This window comes from Catellatospora sp. NPDC049111, assembly GCF_040648615.1.
GTDB lineage: Bacteria > Actinomycetota > Actinomycetes > Mycobacteriales > Micromonosporaceae > Catellatospora > Catellatospora aurea.
In genome coordinates this window covers 36952-52660 of sequence record NZ_JBEZEB010000016.1, presented here as the reverse complement: position 1 = coordinate 52660, position 15709 = coordinate 36952, and the positions used below count along the sequence as shown (strand labels likewise).

Genomic DNA, 15709 nt, shown 5'->3' with positions numbered 1-15709 from the left:
AAAGGAAGCACTCCCATGAGATCAGGCACGAAGCGGATACGCCTGGTGGCGATGGCCGCCCTGACGGCGCTCACGTTCGCCACGGCGGCCTGCGCCGAGGACGGCGGCGACGGCACCACCCCCGGCGAGTCGACGGGCAGCATGAAGACCGGCCTGAAGATCGCGTTCCTGCCCAAGCAGGTCAACAACCCGTACTTCACCACCTCCGACAACGGCGGCAAGGCCGCGGTCGAGGAGATCAAGGGCAGCTACAGCGAGACCGGCCCGTCCGAGGCCAGCCCGTCGGCGCAGGTCAGCTACATCAACACGCTGTCGCAGCAGAACACCGACGTGATCGTCGTGTCCGCCAACGACAAGGACGCCATCTGCGGCGCGCTCAACGAGGCCCGCCAGGCCGGCGCGAAGGTCGTCACGTTCGACTCCGACACCAACCCGACCTGCCGCGACCTGTTCATCAACCAGGCCACCGCCGAGGGCATCGCCGCCAACCAGGTGAAGCTGATCTCCGAGGCGGTCGGCCCGGACGGCGGCGAGATCGCGATCCTGTCGGCGACCGCGAACGCCACCAACCAGAACGCCTGGATCGAGCTGATGAAGACCGAACTCGGCAAGCCCGAGTACGCCAAGCTCAAGCTCGTCGACACCGTCTACGGCGACGACCAGGACCAGAAGTCGTTCACCGAGACCCAGGCGCTGCTGGCCAAACACCCCAACCTCAAGGGCATCATCTCGCCGACCACCGTCGGCGTCGCCGCGGCCGCCCGCTACCTGTCCGGATCCACGTACAAGGGCAAGGTGCAGCTGACCGGGCTGGGCACGCCGAACCAGATGAAGGCGTTCGTCAAGGACGGCACCGTCAAGGCGTTCGCCCTGTGGAACCCGGCCGACCTCGGCTACCTGGCCGCGTACGCCGGTGGGGCGCTGGCGTCCGGCCTGATCACCGGCAAGGAGGGTGACAAGTTCACCGCCGGAAAGCTCGGCGAGTACACCGTCGGCAAGGACGCCACCGTGCTGCTCGGCGACCCGTTCACGTTCAACGCGTCCAACGTCGACCAGTTCAACTTCTGACCCGGTAAGGAGGCATGGCGTGCGCCGGATCTGCTTCACCCTGCAGGTCAGACCCGACCGGCTGGAGGAGTACCGGCGCCGCCATGCCCAGGTCTGGCCCGACATGCTCGCCGCGCTGCGCGACACCGGCTGGACCGACTACAGCCTGTTCCTGCGCGAGGACGGCCTGCTGGTGGGCTACCTGCTCACCGACGACTTCGACGCCGCTCTGGCGGCCATGGACCGCACCGACGTCAACGCCCGCTGGCAGGCGCAGATGGCCGGGTTCTTCGACACCGGCCGACCCGACCAGCACATGCACGTGCTCACCGAGGTGTTCCACCTTGAAGACCAGCTAGGAGACCAGTGATGACCGACCTCGCGCCGCAGACCAGGTCGCGCGTGCTTTCGACCCTGCGCGGGCAGCGCATCGAGACGGCCTCCTGGGCGTACGGCAACTCCGGCACCCGGTTCAAGGTGTTCGCCCAGCAGGGCGTGCCCCGCGACCCGTACGAGAAGATCGCCGACGCGGCCACCGTGCACCGCTTCACCGGCGTCGCCCCGACCGTCGCGCTGCACATCCCCTGGGACAAGGTCGACGACTACGCCGACCTGGCCAGCCACGCCGCCGAGCTGGGCATCGCGCTGGGCACCATCAACGCCAACGTCTTCCAGGACGACGACTACAAACTCGGCAGCGTCACCAACGCCGACCCGGCCGTACGCCGCAAAGCCGTCGGCCACCTGCTCGAATGCGTCGACATCATGGACGCCACCGGCTCGCGTGACCTGAAGCTGTGGTTCTCCGACGGCACCAACTACCCCGGCCAGGACGACGTGCGCACCCGCCAGGACCGCCTCGCCGCCGCGCTGCGCGAGACCTACGGCCGGCTCGGCCCCGAGCAGCGGATGCTGCTGGAGTACAAGCTGTTCGAACCGGCCTTCTACATGACCGACGTGCCCGACTGGGGCACCGCCTACCTGCACTGCACGCAGCTCGGCGAGCGGGCCCAGGTCGTCATCGACACCGGCCACCACGCGCCCGGCACCAACATCGAGTTCATCGTCGCGATGCTGCTGCGCGCGGGCCGGCTCGGCGGGTTTGACTTCAACTCCCGCTTCTACGCCGACGACGACCTGATGGTCGGGTCGGCCGACCCGTTCCAGCTGTTCCGGATCATGCACGAGATCGTGCTGGCCGGGGCGCTGGAGCCCGCCGCCGGGATCGCGTACATGCTCGACCAGTGCCACAACATCGAACCGAAGATCCCCGCGGTGATCCGGTCGGTGATGAACGTGCAGGAGGCCACCGCCAAGGCGCTGCTCGTCGACCACGCCGCGCTGGCCGCCGCGCAGCAGGCCGGTGACGTGCTCGAAGCCAACGCCGCGCTGATGGACGCCTACCACACCGACGTGCGCCCGATGCTGCGCGAGCTGCGCGAGGACATGGGCCTGGACCCCGACCCGATCGGCGCCTACAAGCGCTCGGGGTACTTCGAGAAGATCCGCGACGAGCGAGCGCAGGGCCAGGCCGCGGGCTGGGGCGCGTGATGGCGGCCAAGGACGAGCTGCTGGCCCGCTCGCACCGGCTCGGCGCGGACCCGGCGTACACCAACTACGCCGGTGGCAACACCTCCGCCAAGGGCGAGGAGATCGACCCGGCGACCGGGCAGCCGGTGCGGCTGATGTGGGTGAAGGGCTCCGGCGGGGACCTCGGCACCCTGACCGAGGCCGGGCTCGCGGCCCTGCGCCTGGACCGGCTGCGGGCACTGGCCGACGTCTACCCGGGTCTGGACCGCGAGGATGAGATGGTCGGCCTGTTCGACTACTGCCTGCACGGGCGCGGCGGCGCGGCCCCGTCGATCGACACCGCCATGCACGGGCTGCTCGACGCCGAACACGTCGACCACCTGCACCCCGACGCCGGGATCGCGCTCGCCACGGCGGCCGACGGGCCGGCGCTGACCAAGGAGTGCTTCGGGGACCGGGTGATGTGGGTGCCGTGGCGGCGGCCCGGGTTCCAGCTCGGCCTGGACATCGCCGAGGTCCGCCGCGCACACCCGCAGGCGATCGGGGTGATCCTCGGCGGGCACGGCATCACCGCGTGGGGCGACACCAGCGACGAGTGCGAGCAGCGCTCGGTCGAGATGATCCGCACCGCGCAGGCGTTCCTCGACGAGCGCGGCCGCCCCGAGCCGTTCGGGGCGCGGCTGCCCGAGTACGAGCCGCTGCCCGCACCGGAACGGCATGCCCGCGTGGCGGCGCTCGCGCCGGTGTTGCGCGGCCTGGCCTCCACCGACCGCCGCCAGGTCGGCCACTACACCGACACGGCCGAGGTGCTGGACTTCCTCGCCGCGGCCGAGCACCCGCGGCTGGCCGCGCTGGGCACCTCCTGCCCCGACCACTTCCTGCGCACCAAGGTCCGCCCGATGGTGCTGGACCTGCCGCCCACGGCCGGTCTCGACGAGACGATCGCCCGGCTCCGCGAGCTGCACGCCGCCTACCGCGACGAGTACGCCGCCTACTACCGGCGTCATGCCGACGCCGACTCGCCGCCGATGCGCGGCGCGGACCCGGCGATCGTGCTGGTGCCCGGCGTGGGCATGTTCAGCTTCGGCCGCGACAAGCAGACCGCCCGGGTCGCGGGGGAGTTCTACGTCAACGCGATCAACGTCATGCGCGGCGCGGAGGCGGTCTCCCGCTACGAGCCGATCCCCGAGGCGGAGAAGTTCCGGATCGAGTACTGGGCCCTCGAAGAGGCGAAACTGGCGCGGATGCCCCGGCCCAAGCCGCTGGTGGCCCGGGTCGCGCTGGTCACCGGCGGCGGCTCGGGCATCGGGCGGGCGGTCGCGCTGCGCCTGGCCGCCGAGGGCGCCTGCGTGGTGGTCGCCGACCGTGACCCCGAATCGGCGGCCAAGGTCGCCGCCGAGATCGGCTCGGCCGACGCCGCCGTCGCGGTCGAGGTCGACGTCACCGACGAGGAGCAGATCCGGGCCGGGTTCGCCGCGGCGGCGCTCGCGTTCGGCGGGGTGGACCTGGTCGTCAACAATGCCGGGCTGTCGGTGTCCAAGCCGCTGCTGGAGACCACCCTCGCCGACTGGGACCGGCAGCACGACGTGATGGCGCGCGGCTCGTTCCTGGTCTCGCGCGAGGCCGCGCGGACCATGATCGCGCAGGGTTCCGGTGGCGACATCGTCTACATCGCCAGCAAGAACGCGGTCTTCGCCGGGCCGAACAACGTCGCGTACGGCGCGGCCAAGGCCGACCAGGCCCACCAGGTGCGGCTGCTCGCCGCCGAACTCGGCGAGCACGGCATCCGGGTCAACGGCGTCAACCCCGACGGCGTCGTACGCGGCTCGGGCATCTTCGCCTCCGGCTGGGGCGCCAAACGCGCCGCCGTCTACGGGGTGCCCGAGGAGAAGCTCGGGGAGTACTACGCCCAGCGCACCCTGCTCAAACGGGAGGTGCTGCCCGAGCACGTCGCCAACGCGGTCTTCGTGCTCGCGGGGGCGGAACTGTCCCACACCACCGGCCTGCACGTGCCCGTCGACGCCGGGGTCGCCGCGGCGTTCCTGCGATGAACGCCCGGACGGCCACGGCCCGGGTCGCCGCCGTCGACCTCGGCGCGGCCAGCGGCCGGGTGATCGCCGCCCGGGTCGGCCCGGACCTGCTGGAACTCACCGAGGTCGCGCGCTTCGCCAACACCGCGGTACGCGCCGGCGGCACCCTGCACTGGGACGTGCTGAACCTGTACCGCAACATCCTCGACGGGCTGCGCGACGCCGGGCCGCTCGACTCGATCGGGATCGACTCGTGGGCCGTCGACTACGGCCTGCTCGACGCCGACGGGCGGCTGCTGGGCAACCCGGTGCACTACCGGGACGCGCGCACCGACGGGGTCATCGAGCGGGTGCTGCGGCAGGTGCCGCCGGAACGGCTGTACGCGACCACGGGACTGCAGCTGCAGCCGTTCAACACCCTGTTCCAGCTCGTCGCCGCGCGCGATACGGCGCAGCTCGCGGCGGCGCGGACGCTGCTGCTGATGCCCGACCTGCTCGCGTACTGGCTGACCGGCGAGATCGGCGCGGAACGCACCAACGCCTCGACGACGCAGCTGCTCGACGTGAACAGCGGCACGTGGGCGGCGGAGCTGGCCGGGCAGGTCGGCATCCCCGCGGGCATCCTGCCGCCGCTGCGTGAGCCCGGCCAGGCAGTCGGCGTGCTGAACGCGGATACCGGACTCGGACCTGTGCAGGTCACCGCCGTGGCGTCACACGACACCGCGTCGGCGGTCGTCGGTGTGCCGGCCCAGGGCGAGCGGTTCGCATACCTGTCCTGCGGCACGTGGTCGCTGGTCGGCGTCGAGCTGGACCGGCCCGTGCTCACCGAGCAGAGCCGGGCCGCGAACTTCACCAACGAGATCGGCGTCGACGGGACCGTCCGTTACCTGCGCAACGTGATGGGCCTGTGGCTGCTGCAGGAATGCCAGCGGGTCTGGAGAGGCGACGACGTTGAGCCGCTGCTGCGGGCGGCCGCTCGTTGTGCCGCCTTCCGTTCGGTCATCGACCCTGACGACCCGGTGTTCCTGCCGCCGGGCGACATGCCCGCGCGGATCGCCGAAGCGTGCCGCCGGACCGGGCAGCCGGTGCCGGGCACACCGGCCGAGACGGTGCGCTGCATTCTCGACAGCCTCGCCCTGGCCCACCGGGCGGCGATCCTGGACGCCCAGCGGCTGTCCGGGCGGGAGGTCGACGTCGTGCACATCGTCGGCGGGGGAGCGCGCAACGAGCTACTGTGCCGGCTCACCGCCGACGCGTGCGGGCTGCCGGTGCTCGCCGGGCCGGTCGAGGCGACCGCGCTCGGCAACATCCTGGTCCAGGCCCGCGCTCTCGGCGTGGTCGGCGGCGAGTTGGCGGACCTGCGCAAGCTGATCCGCGACACGCAGCCGGTTCGCCGGTTCGAGCCGCAGGGCGACGATGCGGACTGGTCGGCGGCCGCGGCTCGCCTGACCCACTGACGGCGTACGATGCACCTGACTTCAAGGCAGTGTGGGAAGCATGTGTGCACATCCTCGACGACCCGACCGGGCTGTCTGAACGCGCTCGAGACCTCCTGGCCCGGACCGGTTGGCGCAAAACGGAATCCAGCCCGCGCCTGGCGACCGACTTTCACCGCGTCCGCGACCGGACGGGCAGCCTGATCCCGGCTCCGATGAAGCTCGTGATCCGCAGGGAAGGGTTCGCGGCCCGCTTCGGCGGGCTTCAGTACCTGGTGCGCCAGAGCGTGCTCATGCCCGGCGGCGCTCACGAGGTCCAGCATTGGTGGGACTTCGACCTGGGTGACTGGATGCGGCGCGACGTGCGGGGCTGGCACTTCGAATTCATCGGTGAACACATCTCGTCACCGGTGGCCTATGCGGTGCACACCGACGGCCGGGTCGGAGTGACCGGCGGCGGCCCGTTCCTGGAGATCGCGCCGTCGGTGTACCACCTCATCGAGAACCACGCCGTTCTGGACCAGGTGGCGTCCTGGCATCCCTGGCATGAGCCTGCCGCCGGATCCGGCTGGGCGGCGCTCGTCGACCACCTGGCGGCACAGCTGGATGGACTCACCGAGGTGGCTGAGGCGTCAGGGCCGTGTTCCCGCTGGCTCTTGGGCGAGAACGTCGCCATACGTGACGCGATGAGTTACACCAGCGATGGACCGCGTACCCGCTGTGTCCGCGTGTGGGTACGCGGCGAGCATGGTCTCAGCCAGGTCCGGGCGGCGCTTGCGTAGGCCACGGCTGACATCCGGCGTAAGCCGGGCACCTGCCGCAAGAATACGGCCGGGGCAGCAGCATCGGTGATCTACCGTGTGCCCATGCGAAAGAGCTGGCGCTCCCCGTTCTGGAACGTCGTCCTGTGCCTGGTGATGTCGGTGATGGCGCTGACGTCGACCGCCAGCACCATCGGGTGCTTCGAGCACCCGGGGGGATGGTGGGCGGGCATCGGCTTCGCGTTGATGACCGGCCTTCTGGTGGTGGGCGCGGTTCGGGCGTTGTTCGTCGGCGTATCGGCCGGTCCGCAGGGCATCACGGTGAGGGGCGTGACCAAGACGACGAGGATTACCTGGAGTGAGATCTCGCAGATCACGCTGGGCGGTCTCAACTCTGCCGCAGCGGGTGGCGCCGGGGCGTCTGCCCCGGTCGTGACTCGGATGCGGCCCGGAAAGCCGGACCAGCGAGTCGAACTCAAGGAGCTCGGAAGTTACGGGATGTCGAGCGGGCCGAGCCTTGCCGAACGAGCGGTCGCAGATCTCAACGACTGCCTGGAGGCCTGGCGCGAGAGCAGCCGGACCGCCGAGCACCCGGATGCCCCACAACGCCGCTCCTAGACGCCCGGGTTGTGGCATCCGGGTATCGGCCCGCTGAGAATATGCGGATGAATGGTGAGCGGCGGGGCGTCATCCTGTATGGACAGGGGGCGGACACGGTGGCGGAAGCGTTGCGCGAGCTTGATCCGCGGTACTGTCCGGTCGATGATGCAGCGCCGGTGTCGGGCCAGGTTCCCATCGTGCGGCGCGCGGACGGAGCCGAGGCAGACGACGCTCGCGCGGCGGCACGGGATATGACGTGGCAGGTAGTGGAGTTGTACCGGCCAGGGGATGAACGCGACCATGCCCATGACCCCCTGCTTTGGTTCAACACCACCAAGGTAGACCCCAGGACTATCGCGCGTGCCATCCACCAGGCCGATCTCGTGATCTGGTACGAGATCATCAATCCCATCCAATGCACCACTGTTGACGGCGGGCCGATAGCGGACGACTACAGCAACGTCTCACTCATCGTGCCGGACGGGCATCGTGCAGTGGCGCACGCGGTCAGCGGAGCAACAGCGCCGGATTGTCTGTCACGCGATGCGGAGCGGGTGCTTCCCTCGCATGACCTATGGGCACTCGCCCGGCTCCGAGAGATCGAGGTGTGCCCGGCCTGCACCCTTCGCCACGGGTGATAATCGCGGTCGACGTCGGTGACTACGCCAGTCGGCTCGTGTATCCCGCCGCCACAAGACGAACAAATGCGGCTCTGACCTCGCTCGGAATCGGCTGAGCGATGGCGAACCCGCGCTCGGCGTACACCTCGATGCGTTGCGTGTCACCGACCAGCATGTCGACCACCTTCTTCGCATCGCCGATGCTCGCCACATAGTCGTCAAGCAAGAGCGACCGGGACCGACAGACGACATCGACCTCGGGCCACACCTTCTTGCACGTCGCGTAAGCCCGCCGTTGCTGATACGGGCGCGACATCAGCAGCACCGATCGCGCCTCGATGCCTCTCTCCGCCAGCAGCGCACGGGAGAACCTGAGGTTCTGCTCGGTGTTCGTCGCCTTGGCGTCGATCAGGATGGCGTCCTCGGGCACCCCCTGCGCTATCGCGTAATCGCGGTAAGCCACTGCCTCGCCCTGCGGAAACCGTTCGATGGTCGTGGGCGCGTTCGCGCCGCTGAAGATCAACCGCGGGAACATTCGGGCGTTGAACAGCTCGGCAGCCACGATCGCCACACCGAGGTCATGGCTGCCGAGGCCGATCCCTACATCGCATCGTCGAGCATCGTGGTGCATGTCGTGGTAATCCCACAGGGCCTTCACGTCATCGCGGATGGCCGGCGACAGGCTTGTCGCTGTCATGTGAACATCCCTCAGTCCGCCGTCGCCGTGCACGCGGCAGGTTCAACCAGTGGCTGCCAACTTTGCCAAGCCCGGTTCTACCACGGCAGGATGGCGCGCGCGGTGGACGGAATCGAAGGCTGATAGCCACTGGATGCTTTCGCGCTGAGTCAGCTGACCTCAGAGGGCTGCCGCTGCCCTATTCGGCATCTCGTTCCGCATCCGCGCATGGGCTTGCGGTGAACTCGTACGCGCGCTCGACATACGCCACCTCGACGCGGTAACGCGCGAGCCACTTCTGCCGGCCGAGCTGTTGTGCCAGCACATGCTCGGGGTTCTGTTTCCAGGCATGGATCGATTCGGCGTCGGTGTAGTAGATGACGACGAGGTCGCTGCCGTCCGGCAGGATCGCCGACTCCCGGCCCAGGTAGCCGGGCTGTGCTTCAGCCAGGGTGACCATCCGTTCGTTCATCGCCGCGTAGCCTTCGGGGTCCGTTCCGCTCGGCGTGATCGTGAAGATGGCGACATGGTACGGCGGCTCAGGCCGGTGTCCGTAAGGAGTAGTCACGGCTTATGGTACTTGCGTGCCTGGGCAACTGTTCATCTGGGCATTCACGTTGAAGATCCTGCGTCGCAGGGTGATCGCGTTGCCGACCGCCACGTAACGGATCCGCAGGTAGCAGCGGCTCACCGGCGCAGGCTAGATCACGGGAGTGACGGTCACGCGCCCAGGAAGGCGGATTGGACGACGAGGCCTGCCCGACGACATGTGCCGTGAGAAAGAACCTAAAGCGGCAGGACGTAGGCGTTGACGAAGAACGTCCGCACGTGCGCCTCGTGAAGATGACCGGCGAGCGCCCCATCACCTTCCTTGCCAAGCACTACGTGCAGGTGCGGCTTGCCGTCCTTGATCTCACCGGTTCCTGTCAACTCGAAGGGCTGCTCGTACGCGGTCAAGATGTCCTTGGTCGCGTCATCTGCTGGCATGTTGGAGATCACGCAGGCATCGATCCCTCCGATGAGAGATACGACGGCGCCGTTCGCCACGCCCAGACGGGCGAGTTCGGCGGTGATGGTTGCCATGACCTCCTGGCCAGGCTGGACGGAGACGAGGATCATTGGGTTCGCTTTCGGGTTAGGCGGTTACGGGATCGGCCTCGGCGAGGAGCGCTGCCATCGTGCGCAGGTTCTCGCGGGAGTCCTCGGTACGGAGGTTCTCGGCGATAGCTGCTTTGACCGGGTCGCGGTCGGTGATGTTCATGTGGCCGAGCAGCACCGCGGAGCACCATCGGGCGGCTGGATCGCGCGGATTACACAGCTCGTTGACCAGTCTGGCGGCGTAGTCCTCGGTGTACGAAGGAGTCGCGGCGTAGCGGAGAGCGTCATTCCAAGGCAGGCCCAGCACCCGGTGGGCGACCGCCGCCAGGTAGAGGTGCCGTGCACTTTCATCGGTGCGCAACGCACCTGCGACGGCATCGGCTGCCTCCGGAGTGCGCAGCTTGGCGAGGATGCCGGCGGAGTTGACTCGCAGCACTGGTGTAGCGCCTGCCCGCATCCAATGGCCGAGCGTGTCAGCCGCCGTAGTGTCGCGCTCGACGAAGCCGCGGATGATCTGGTCCGTCTCGTGGCTGGTCTGCACTGTTTCCAGGTCGCCGCGCCGACCCGTGGCAATGCCGCCGAACACCCGCGACGCTATATGGAAGTCGATCAGGCCTGGCACGGAGAACCGAAGTAGGCCGTCTGGGTCGCGTAGAACCTGGCGGACGGCGACGAGCTGACGCATGGCCGGGATGCGTTCGCCGGGCACAACTGCCTCGCTGATCGCCGGGCCGCTGGCCCGGTGCCAGATTTCCCAGGCCAGCCACTGGGCGGTGTCCTCAACCTCGGCCACCACGGGTTCGACCGCCGCGCCACCGAATACGGCGGCCCCGGCCAACTTGAGTGCGCTCCTGCGATCCACATCCCCTACCGTAGGGACCGACGGATCATCCGGGCCACCGATCCTGAAACCTAGGACGCGTTCGTACAGGGCCACAATGTTCGGGGTCACTTCACGCCGACCGCCCTCGACGCGGGACAGATGGCCCGGCGATTTGCCTCCCTGGCTGGCCAGATGCTCTAACGTCACATCGACATACCGGCGCGCTCGACGCAGGTCAGCCCCGTCAACCATCTATGCACCCCCCTTGCGGCAAATAACGTGCGGTGGCCGGTCCTAGTGACTCACCCCGATGGCTCGGGTGACTCTGAGTGCAGGCGCGGGGCGGAGGCGATCCAAGCATCCATCCGCTCCGCTGCCCTAACCAGACCATAAGCACCGCAGGGGAGGACATCAACCATGGTCGCGAGTTCAACCGACGAGAGTAATTTTCCGAACTGGGCCGACTGGCCCACCCAGCAGGTGCATCCGGTAGCCGAGCGTATGACCGCAGCGGTTGCCGCGAAGAACAAGGAGTTGGGCTTCGCGAGCGACGAAGTGCCGTGGTATGCACAGCCCACCGGGTTCTACCGGGCCGTCATCACGGGGCTCAGGGGGCTCCGGTGACCTCGCGTACGAATTGGGTGATCGTCGGCGGGGCGAGCGTCAGTGTCGGTGACCGGGTGAGGCTCGACATCTCCCCGAATTCGGCTGGCGAGATCGTCGGGGTGAACCCCAACACCGGGCTGCCCAAGGTTGTGATTACCGAAGGGCCGGGCGTCGGCGGCACCGTCTATCCGTTCCCCGGCCAAATGCTCGGCCGCTTCCCCGACACGTGAGCATCGGCACTGTCGAACCGCCAGATAGGTATGACCAGCTGGCAGCCTGTCAGCAGGGATCTCATGGTCCCTGTGAACCGTAGCCAGATGACCATCAGGTAGCGCCCCATCACGCATTTCCGGCACGCCGCTGGCGACGCCGGTCCTCGCCATGTCCTTGCATGGAGGCAGCGATGAGCACTGGAACGAGAAGAACGCCCGGTCGCCTACCGGTACTGACAGGCGAGCAGCAGGCCGAACTCATGCCGGCATTGCGGGATGTGATCGAGTACCGCAAGTCCGGGCTCAGCCTCAACCACGTGGTGGGCTGTCCGCTGGATTGCGCGTACTGCGTGCGGCACTTGTTCCACAACTACGAGATGAAGATTCCTCGCGCGCTCATGGGTGACGAGGAAGCGGTCGAGATGCTGGTCGGGCACCGGTACTTTCAGCCGCACATCACGCCGATCCAGTTCTTCAACCGCGCGACCGATCCCATGCTCCCGCAGGTCAAACCGCATACCTTCCGTGTCCTGAAGCTGCTCGACGATCGGGGCCTGAAAAACCACGTTCTGGTCATCACCCGGTGGAGAGTCGAGCCGGACGACTGTCAGCGGCTCAACGCGTTCCGGAACATCAAGATCACGCTACTCGTCACCCATTCCGGCATCGATGATCGGCGCGTCGAGCCAGTCGACTCCAGAATCGCCGCCGAGTCGCTGTGTACGGCGTACCGGCTGGCCGAGCGCTACCGCACCGTCCTCTACTGGCGGCCCATCGTCCCTGGGCTCAACGACACCGACGAGCACATCCGCCGAGCCCGGGAGCTGTCGGCCAGCGCTCACGCGGTCGTCTACACGGGGCTGTTCTACCGTCAGCAGATCCAGGACTACTACCGGTCGCACGGACTCCCGGAGCCCTACGGCGAGACCGCCCGCCGCAAGATCTTCCCCGGCGACCTTGAGACGCGGATCCTGTCCACGTTCATGAGTGACGACGGACTTCGCGCCCCGCTGTTTCGCAAGACGAGCTGCGGGGTGGCCTACGCGCACCAGGTGGCCGACTACAACGGCCACTACGGAATCCGCGAACTGTGCGACATCTGCCCTGTCGCCCAGGTCGGCCGATGCGCCGACGCCTGGCAGCGACCGGACACCGCCCGCGTAGCGCAGATGGCCGCCGACCTAGGGTGCCGCTTGGTCGAGATCAACGACCGGGCCGTGGTCGTCGAAGGGCTGAGCGAACAGCCGCGGTATCTGATGCAGCACACGCTCGGTTATCAGGTGCACGATGTCGACAAACCGCACCACCTTCGCCGGCACGGGCGGGCCGACATCGGATGGACACCGCGACCCGAGGGAGCAACCACATGACACCGGAGTTCGACGATCTCCGCTTCGTCGTGGTCGATGTCGAAGGCAACGGGCAGCCGACACCCGAAGTCGTGGAGATCGCCCTGGTGCACCTTGACGGGTTGACGATCGTCGGCGAGCCGCATACGTGGCTGATCAAGCCGTCCCAGCCCATCACACAGCTCGTCACCAAGAAGGTCCACGGCATCACCAACGCCGATGTCGCGCAAGCCCCGTCGATCGAGGAACTCGCCGACGAACTCCTCGACTCACTCGGCGACCGTATCCCGATCGCCCACAACGCCAGCGTCGAGCGCAAGGTCCTCGGCGTCCAACTGCCCGAGTGGCAGCCGCCCATGATCCTGGACACCATGCGGCTGGCCAAGAAGGTGTGGCCCGGACTCGGCGGCTACGGCCTTGACCCCCTGCTGGCGCACGCTCAGATCGTCCTCGCGGATGAACGCGGTAAGCGCCACCGCGCAGGTTTCGACGCCTACGCCACCGCTCGCCTGTTCGCGGTTCTCGCCGAGGCGACCGACGCGCGCGACACCCTCTTCGACTGGGCGAGCCTGCCCGGCTCCACCCTGCCCAGCCGACCCCTCATCTCGCAGGAAGGCACACTCTGGTGACCATCAAGATCGCAGTCACAGGCACCCACTCGACCGGGAAGACCACCTTCGTGACGGCCGTCAGCTCGGCACTCCAGAAGTGCGCCATCCGCGTCACGGTGGTGTCCGACCTCGGCGAAGAGGCGATGAACCTCGGCTTTCCCATCCTCTACAACCACGTTCCCGAAAGCACGCTCTGGATCATGACCGCTGGCATATCGCGGGAGCTGGTAGCGGGGCTCGACGCGGATGTCGTCCTCGTCGACCGGCCCGTACCCGACGCGCTCGGCTACTACCGAGCCGCGCTGGCCTACCGTGGCGACGCGGCCCCGGGACGGTGGGCTTCCTACCTGCTGGCGCTCTCCGGCCACCACGCCCAAACCTACGACCTCATCTTCTCTGCACAGCTCGACCCATCCATCCCGCTTGGGACGAACAAGCCCCGCGACCCTGACGGCCGCTTCCGGGCGATGGCTGCACAGGGCATCACCGACGTCCTCAACGAGCTGGGCATTCCGGGCGAGCCGCTGACCCCGCACAACCATGAAGCAGCCGTACAACGGGTACTGGACTACGTGCTCAGCCGCCGCCCTGCCGTACCAGCTCAGGCGTCTCCCATACAGAACCTCGCCGATGCCTGAGCGGCTCATAGGTGACGGCCCGCGTCCGGGTGGCGGTTCCCTCGTGCCGCCCCCGGACGCTGAAGCCGTGCCGTTGTGCCCGACTTTACGAGTCGAATGGGCTCGATGCGTACCTCTCGTCGATGCGCTCGTTGATCGCGGTCGAAGCCGCCAACCCGCTAACCCGCCGACCGAAACACTTCGGTGCCGCTTCCTCTGCTGCGTCGAACCCGCAACTGCCGTCTCCATCGCCCTGATCAGCGGAGATGAACATCCGACCGTCGGAGGGCGACTTGAGAGCATCAAAACGGGGGCGCAGATTCCCAGGGGTTGGATGAGGCCAGGGGGTCGGCGGCCCAGGGGTCGTCGGAGTACGCGGCAAGGCGTGCCTTCCTGGTCAGGCACCAGTCGATGTAGTGCAACACCCAGGGATCGCTTTCACACTCCTGCGACTCGCGCAGCATGGGGTGAAGATGGTCGAGATCGAAACGATTGACCACCACCACGCCGTGAGAGCGGGTGAGGGGGTCAGGATCCGCGAGAAGCCGCCGAGCGACGCTGTCGAGCAATTCTTGCAGCACCTTCTCCTGGCTGGTCCATGGGAAGTCCCTGCCGAGGATGTACGCGGCGTAGCGGGACCGTTCGAGGTCGCCACTGTCGAGTTCTGGAACGATGTCGTCCAACGTCAACACGCGCTGTATGGCGAGTGCTTCGAGTCCTGGCGGGTCACACGAACGCGCGTATCGCGCGACCTCGTTCGCGTCGGCCGAAGCTGGGTCCGGTCGACGTCGTTCGTCGCGTCGTTGCTCGGTCAGGTCGTGCAGCAGCGCAGCGCGTACCGTCGGGTCAGGGTCTGCCGTCACGGCGTGCGCGAGTGCCGTCCAGGCGGCTTCGCCGATCTTCGGTTGCTGCATCAGCGACTCGCCAGCCCGGAGACGCCGGTGGGGTGACGGGTCGTCGGTGAGCACCGTGATCAGGTCGGGCTGGTCCAGCGGCAGCCGCTCGCCGAACCAGCCCATGTCGAAGCCGGCGACGAGCTCGTCGAGCCATCGTTCGTACCAGGTCAGAAAGTCGGCATCCTCGACCACGTACGGGCCGAGGGGTCCGTCGTAGTCGAGATTGATCAGCCGTCCCCGTGCGGGCCCTGTCACGACAAGCCGGGTGGCAAGGGAGCAACCGTGACTGACGATCTGCAGCGTGCCTGGCATGAAGAGCCGGTCGGGGCTTGGTGGGTCCTCGTGGCGCTGTTCCCAGTCATCGAGATACCGGCGTCCGGGCAGATAGGGACTGGCTTGCGCCAGGTGCCCCGGGTGGTGACAGCTCCTGTCGCACAAGGCTGCGAGGCGCCCCAGTCCGTAACCGGGCCCGGCGCCACCGTCACCCAGTTCGGTGAGGAACAACCGGTATGCCGCAGGGAGGGCCACCTCGTGCCGGGCTTCGAAGGCGGACACTGCTGCCTCGGTCGCCGGTGGTTCGAGCACGAACTCGTGCCCCTCGACCCCGAAGGCTGTGAGCAGTTCAGGCATGGCGCGTGCCATCGCGAGCTTGTCGGCGATGCGCCCCAACCGAACGTCCTCGTCCACAGCCATCGGCGGAGTCTAGAACAGTCGGCGGAAGCGAAGTCCCCGGATGAGGTCGGCGCGCGACTTCTTCGCGCAGCGGATGGCCGGCGGCCGTACCTCGCGGTAGGCCG

18 protein-coding genes are annotated in these 15709 nt (G+C 68.0%); 13 read left to right on the top strand and 5 right to left on the bottom strand.

The genetic code is table 11. From position 1 onward, the window contains the following. The first annotated feature begins 15 nt into the window (after positions 1–15). The 8 genes from rhaS to AB0B66_RS22350 all read left to right on the top strand — a co-directional run bounded on the left by rhaS (position 16) and on the right by AB0B66_RS22350 (position 8042). Complete coding sequence (rhaS, locus tag AB0B66_RS22385; RefSeq protein ID WP_360532957.1) at positions 16–1068, top strand: rhamnose ABC transporter substrate-binding protein; 1053 nt, start codon at positions 16–18, stop codon at positions 1066–1068. Between the two features lie 19 nt (positions 1069–1087). Further along, positions 1088–1417 carry an L-rhamnose mutarotase gene (locus tag AB0B66_RS22380; protein WP_360532954.1) on the top strand — a complete coding sequence of 110 codons (330 nt, stop codon included), beginning with the start codon at positions 1088–1090 and terminating at the stop codon, positions 1415–1417. Continuing rightward, positions 1417–2598 carry an L-rhamnose isomerase gene (gene rhaI / locus AB0B66_RS22375; protein ID WP_360532951.1) on the top strand — a complete coding sequence of 394 codons (1182 nt, stop codon included), beginning with the start codon at positions 1417–1419 and terminating at the stop codon, positions 2596–2598. The genes AB0B66_RS22380 and rhaI overlap by 1 nt, the downstream gene beginning before the upstream one ends. Further along, positions 2598–4628 carry a bifunctional aldolase/short-chain dehydrogenase gene (locus AB0B66_RS22370; RefSeq protein ID WP_360532948.1) on the top strand — a complete coding sequence of 677 codons (2031 nt, stop codon included), beginning with the start codon at positions 2598–2600 and terminating at the stop codon, positions 4626–4628. Before rhaI ends, AB0B66_RS22370 begins: the two co-directional genes overlap by 1 nt. Further along, positions 4625–6064, top strand: a complete 1440-nt coding sequence (locus AB0B66_RS22365; protein WP_360532945.1) for a rhamnulokinase family protein — start codon at positions 4625–4627, stop codon at positions 6062–6064. The genes AB0B66_RS22370 and AB0B66_RS22365 overlap by 4 nt, the downstream gene beginning before the upstream one ends. Positions 6065–6108: 44 nt before the next feature. Beyond that, complete coding sequence (locus AB0B66_RS22360) at positions 6109–6825, top strand: hypothetical protein (protein ID WP_360532942.1); 717 nt, start codon at positions 6109–6111, stop codon at positions 6823–6825. Positions 6826–6909: 84 nt separating this feature from the next. Then, positions 6910–7422: a hypothetical protein gene (locus AB0B66_RS22355; RefSeq protein ID WP_360532939.1), complete on the top strand. Its 513-nt coding sequence runs from the start codon at positions 6910–6912 to the stop codon at positions 7420–7422. Between the two features lie 47 nt (positions 7423–7469). After that, positions 7470–8042, top strand: a complete 573-nt coding sequence (locus AB0B66_RS22350) for a hypothetical protein (RefSeq protein WP_360532936.1) — start codon at positions 7470–7472, stop codon at positions 8040–8042. Positions 8043–8064: 22 nt separating this feature from the next. Here AB0B66_RS22350 and AB0B66_RS22345 read toward each other — a convergent pair whose 3' ends face one another. The 4 genes from AB0B66_RS22345 to AB0B66_RS22330 all read right to left on the bottom strand — a co-directional run bounded on the left by AB0B66_RS22345 (position 8065) and on the right by AB0B66_RS22330 (position 10873). Next, positions 8065–8721: a YdcF family protein gene (locus AB0B66_RS22345; RefSeq protein ID WP_360532933.1), complete on the bottom strand. Its 657-nt coding sequence runs from the start codon at positions 8719–8721 to the stop codon at positions 8065–8067. Between the two features lie 178 nt (positions 8722–8899). Further along, positions 8900–9268 carry an antibiotic biosynthesis monooxygenase gene (locus tag AB0B66_RS22340; RefSeq protein ID WP_360532930.1) on the bottom strand — a complete coding sequence of 123 codons (369 nt, stop codon included), beginning with the start codon at positions 9266–9268 and terminating at the stop codon, positions 8900–8902. A gap of 218 nt (positions 9269–9486) precedes the next feature. After that, a complete protein-coding gene (locus AB0B66_RS22335) occupies positions 9487–9819 on the bottom strand; it encodes a DUF296 domain-containing protein (protein WP_360532927.1) in 333 nt (110 codons plus the stop codon). Positions 9820–9835: 16 nt separating this feature from the next. Next, the gene (locus AB0B66_RS22330; protein ID WP_360532924.1) at positions 9836–10873 is read right to left on the bottom strand and encodes a helix-turn-helix transcriptional regulator; all 1038 of its coding nucleotides are present in this window, start codon (positions 10871–10873) and stop codon (positions 9836–9838) included. A gap of 165 nt (positions 10874–11038) precedes the next feature. Between AB0B66_RS22330 and AB0B66_RS22325 the strand changes: the two genes are divergently transcribed. The 5 genes from AB0B66_RS22325 to AB0B66_RS22305 all read left to right on the top strand — a co-directional run bounded on the left by AB0B66_RS22325 (position 11039) and on the right by AB0B66_RS22305 (position 14037). Next, complete coding sequence (locus AB0B66_RS22325) at positions 11039–11245, top strand: hypothetical protein (RefSeq protein WP_360532921.1); 207 nt, start codon at positions 11039–11041, stop codon at positions 11243–11245. Further along, the gene (locus tag AB0B66_RS22320; RefSeq protein WP_360532918.1) at positions 11242–11457 is read left to right on the top strand and encodes a hypothetical protein; all 216 of its coding nucleotides are present in this window, start codon (positions 11242–11244) and stop codon (positions 11455–11457) included. The genes AB0B66_RS22325 and AB0B66_RS22320 overlap by 4 nt, the downstream gene beginning before the upstream one ends. A gap of 173 nt (positions 11458–11630) precedes the next feature. Next, positions 11631–12809: a hypothetical protein gene (locus AB0B66_RS22315; RefSeq protein ID WP_360532915.1), complete on the top strand. Its 1179-nt coding sequence runs from the start codon at positions 11631–11633 to the stop codon at positions 12807–12809. Then, on the top strand, positions 12776–13417 hold the full coding sequence (locus AB0B66_RS22310; protein WP_360532912.1) for a 3'-5' exonuclease: 642 nt from the start codon (positions 12776–12778) through the stop codon (positions 13415–13417). The genes AB0B66_RS22315 and AB0B66_RS22310 overlap by 34 nt, the downstream gene beginning before the upstream one ends. Continuing rightward, on the top strand, positions 13414–14037 hold the full coding sequence (locus tag AB0B66_RS22305) for an AAA family ATPase (RefSeq protein ID WP_360532909.1): 624 nt from the start codon (positions 13414–13416) through the stop codon (positions 14035–14037). The genes AB0B66_RS22310 and AB0B66_RS22305 overlap by 4 nt, the downstream gene beginning before the upstream one ends. A 281-nt stretch (positions 14038–14318) precedes the next feature. Here the strand turns inward: AB0B66_RS22305 and AB0B66_RS22300 are convergent, their stop codons facing one another. Next, on the bottom strand, positions 14319–15605 hold the full coding sequence (locus AB0B66_RS22300) for a hypothetical protein (protein WP_360532906.1): 1287 nt from the start codon (positions 15603–15605) through the stop codon (positions 14319–14321). Positions 15606–15709: the final 104 nt, after the last annotated feature.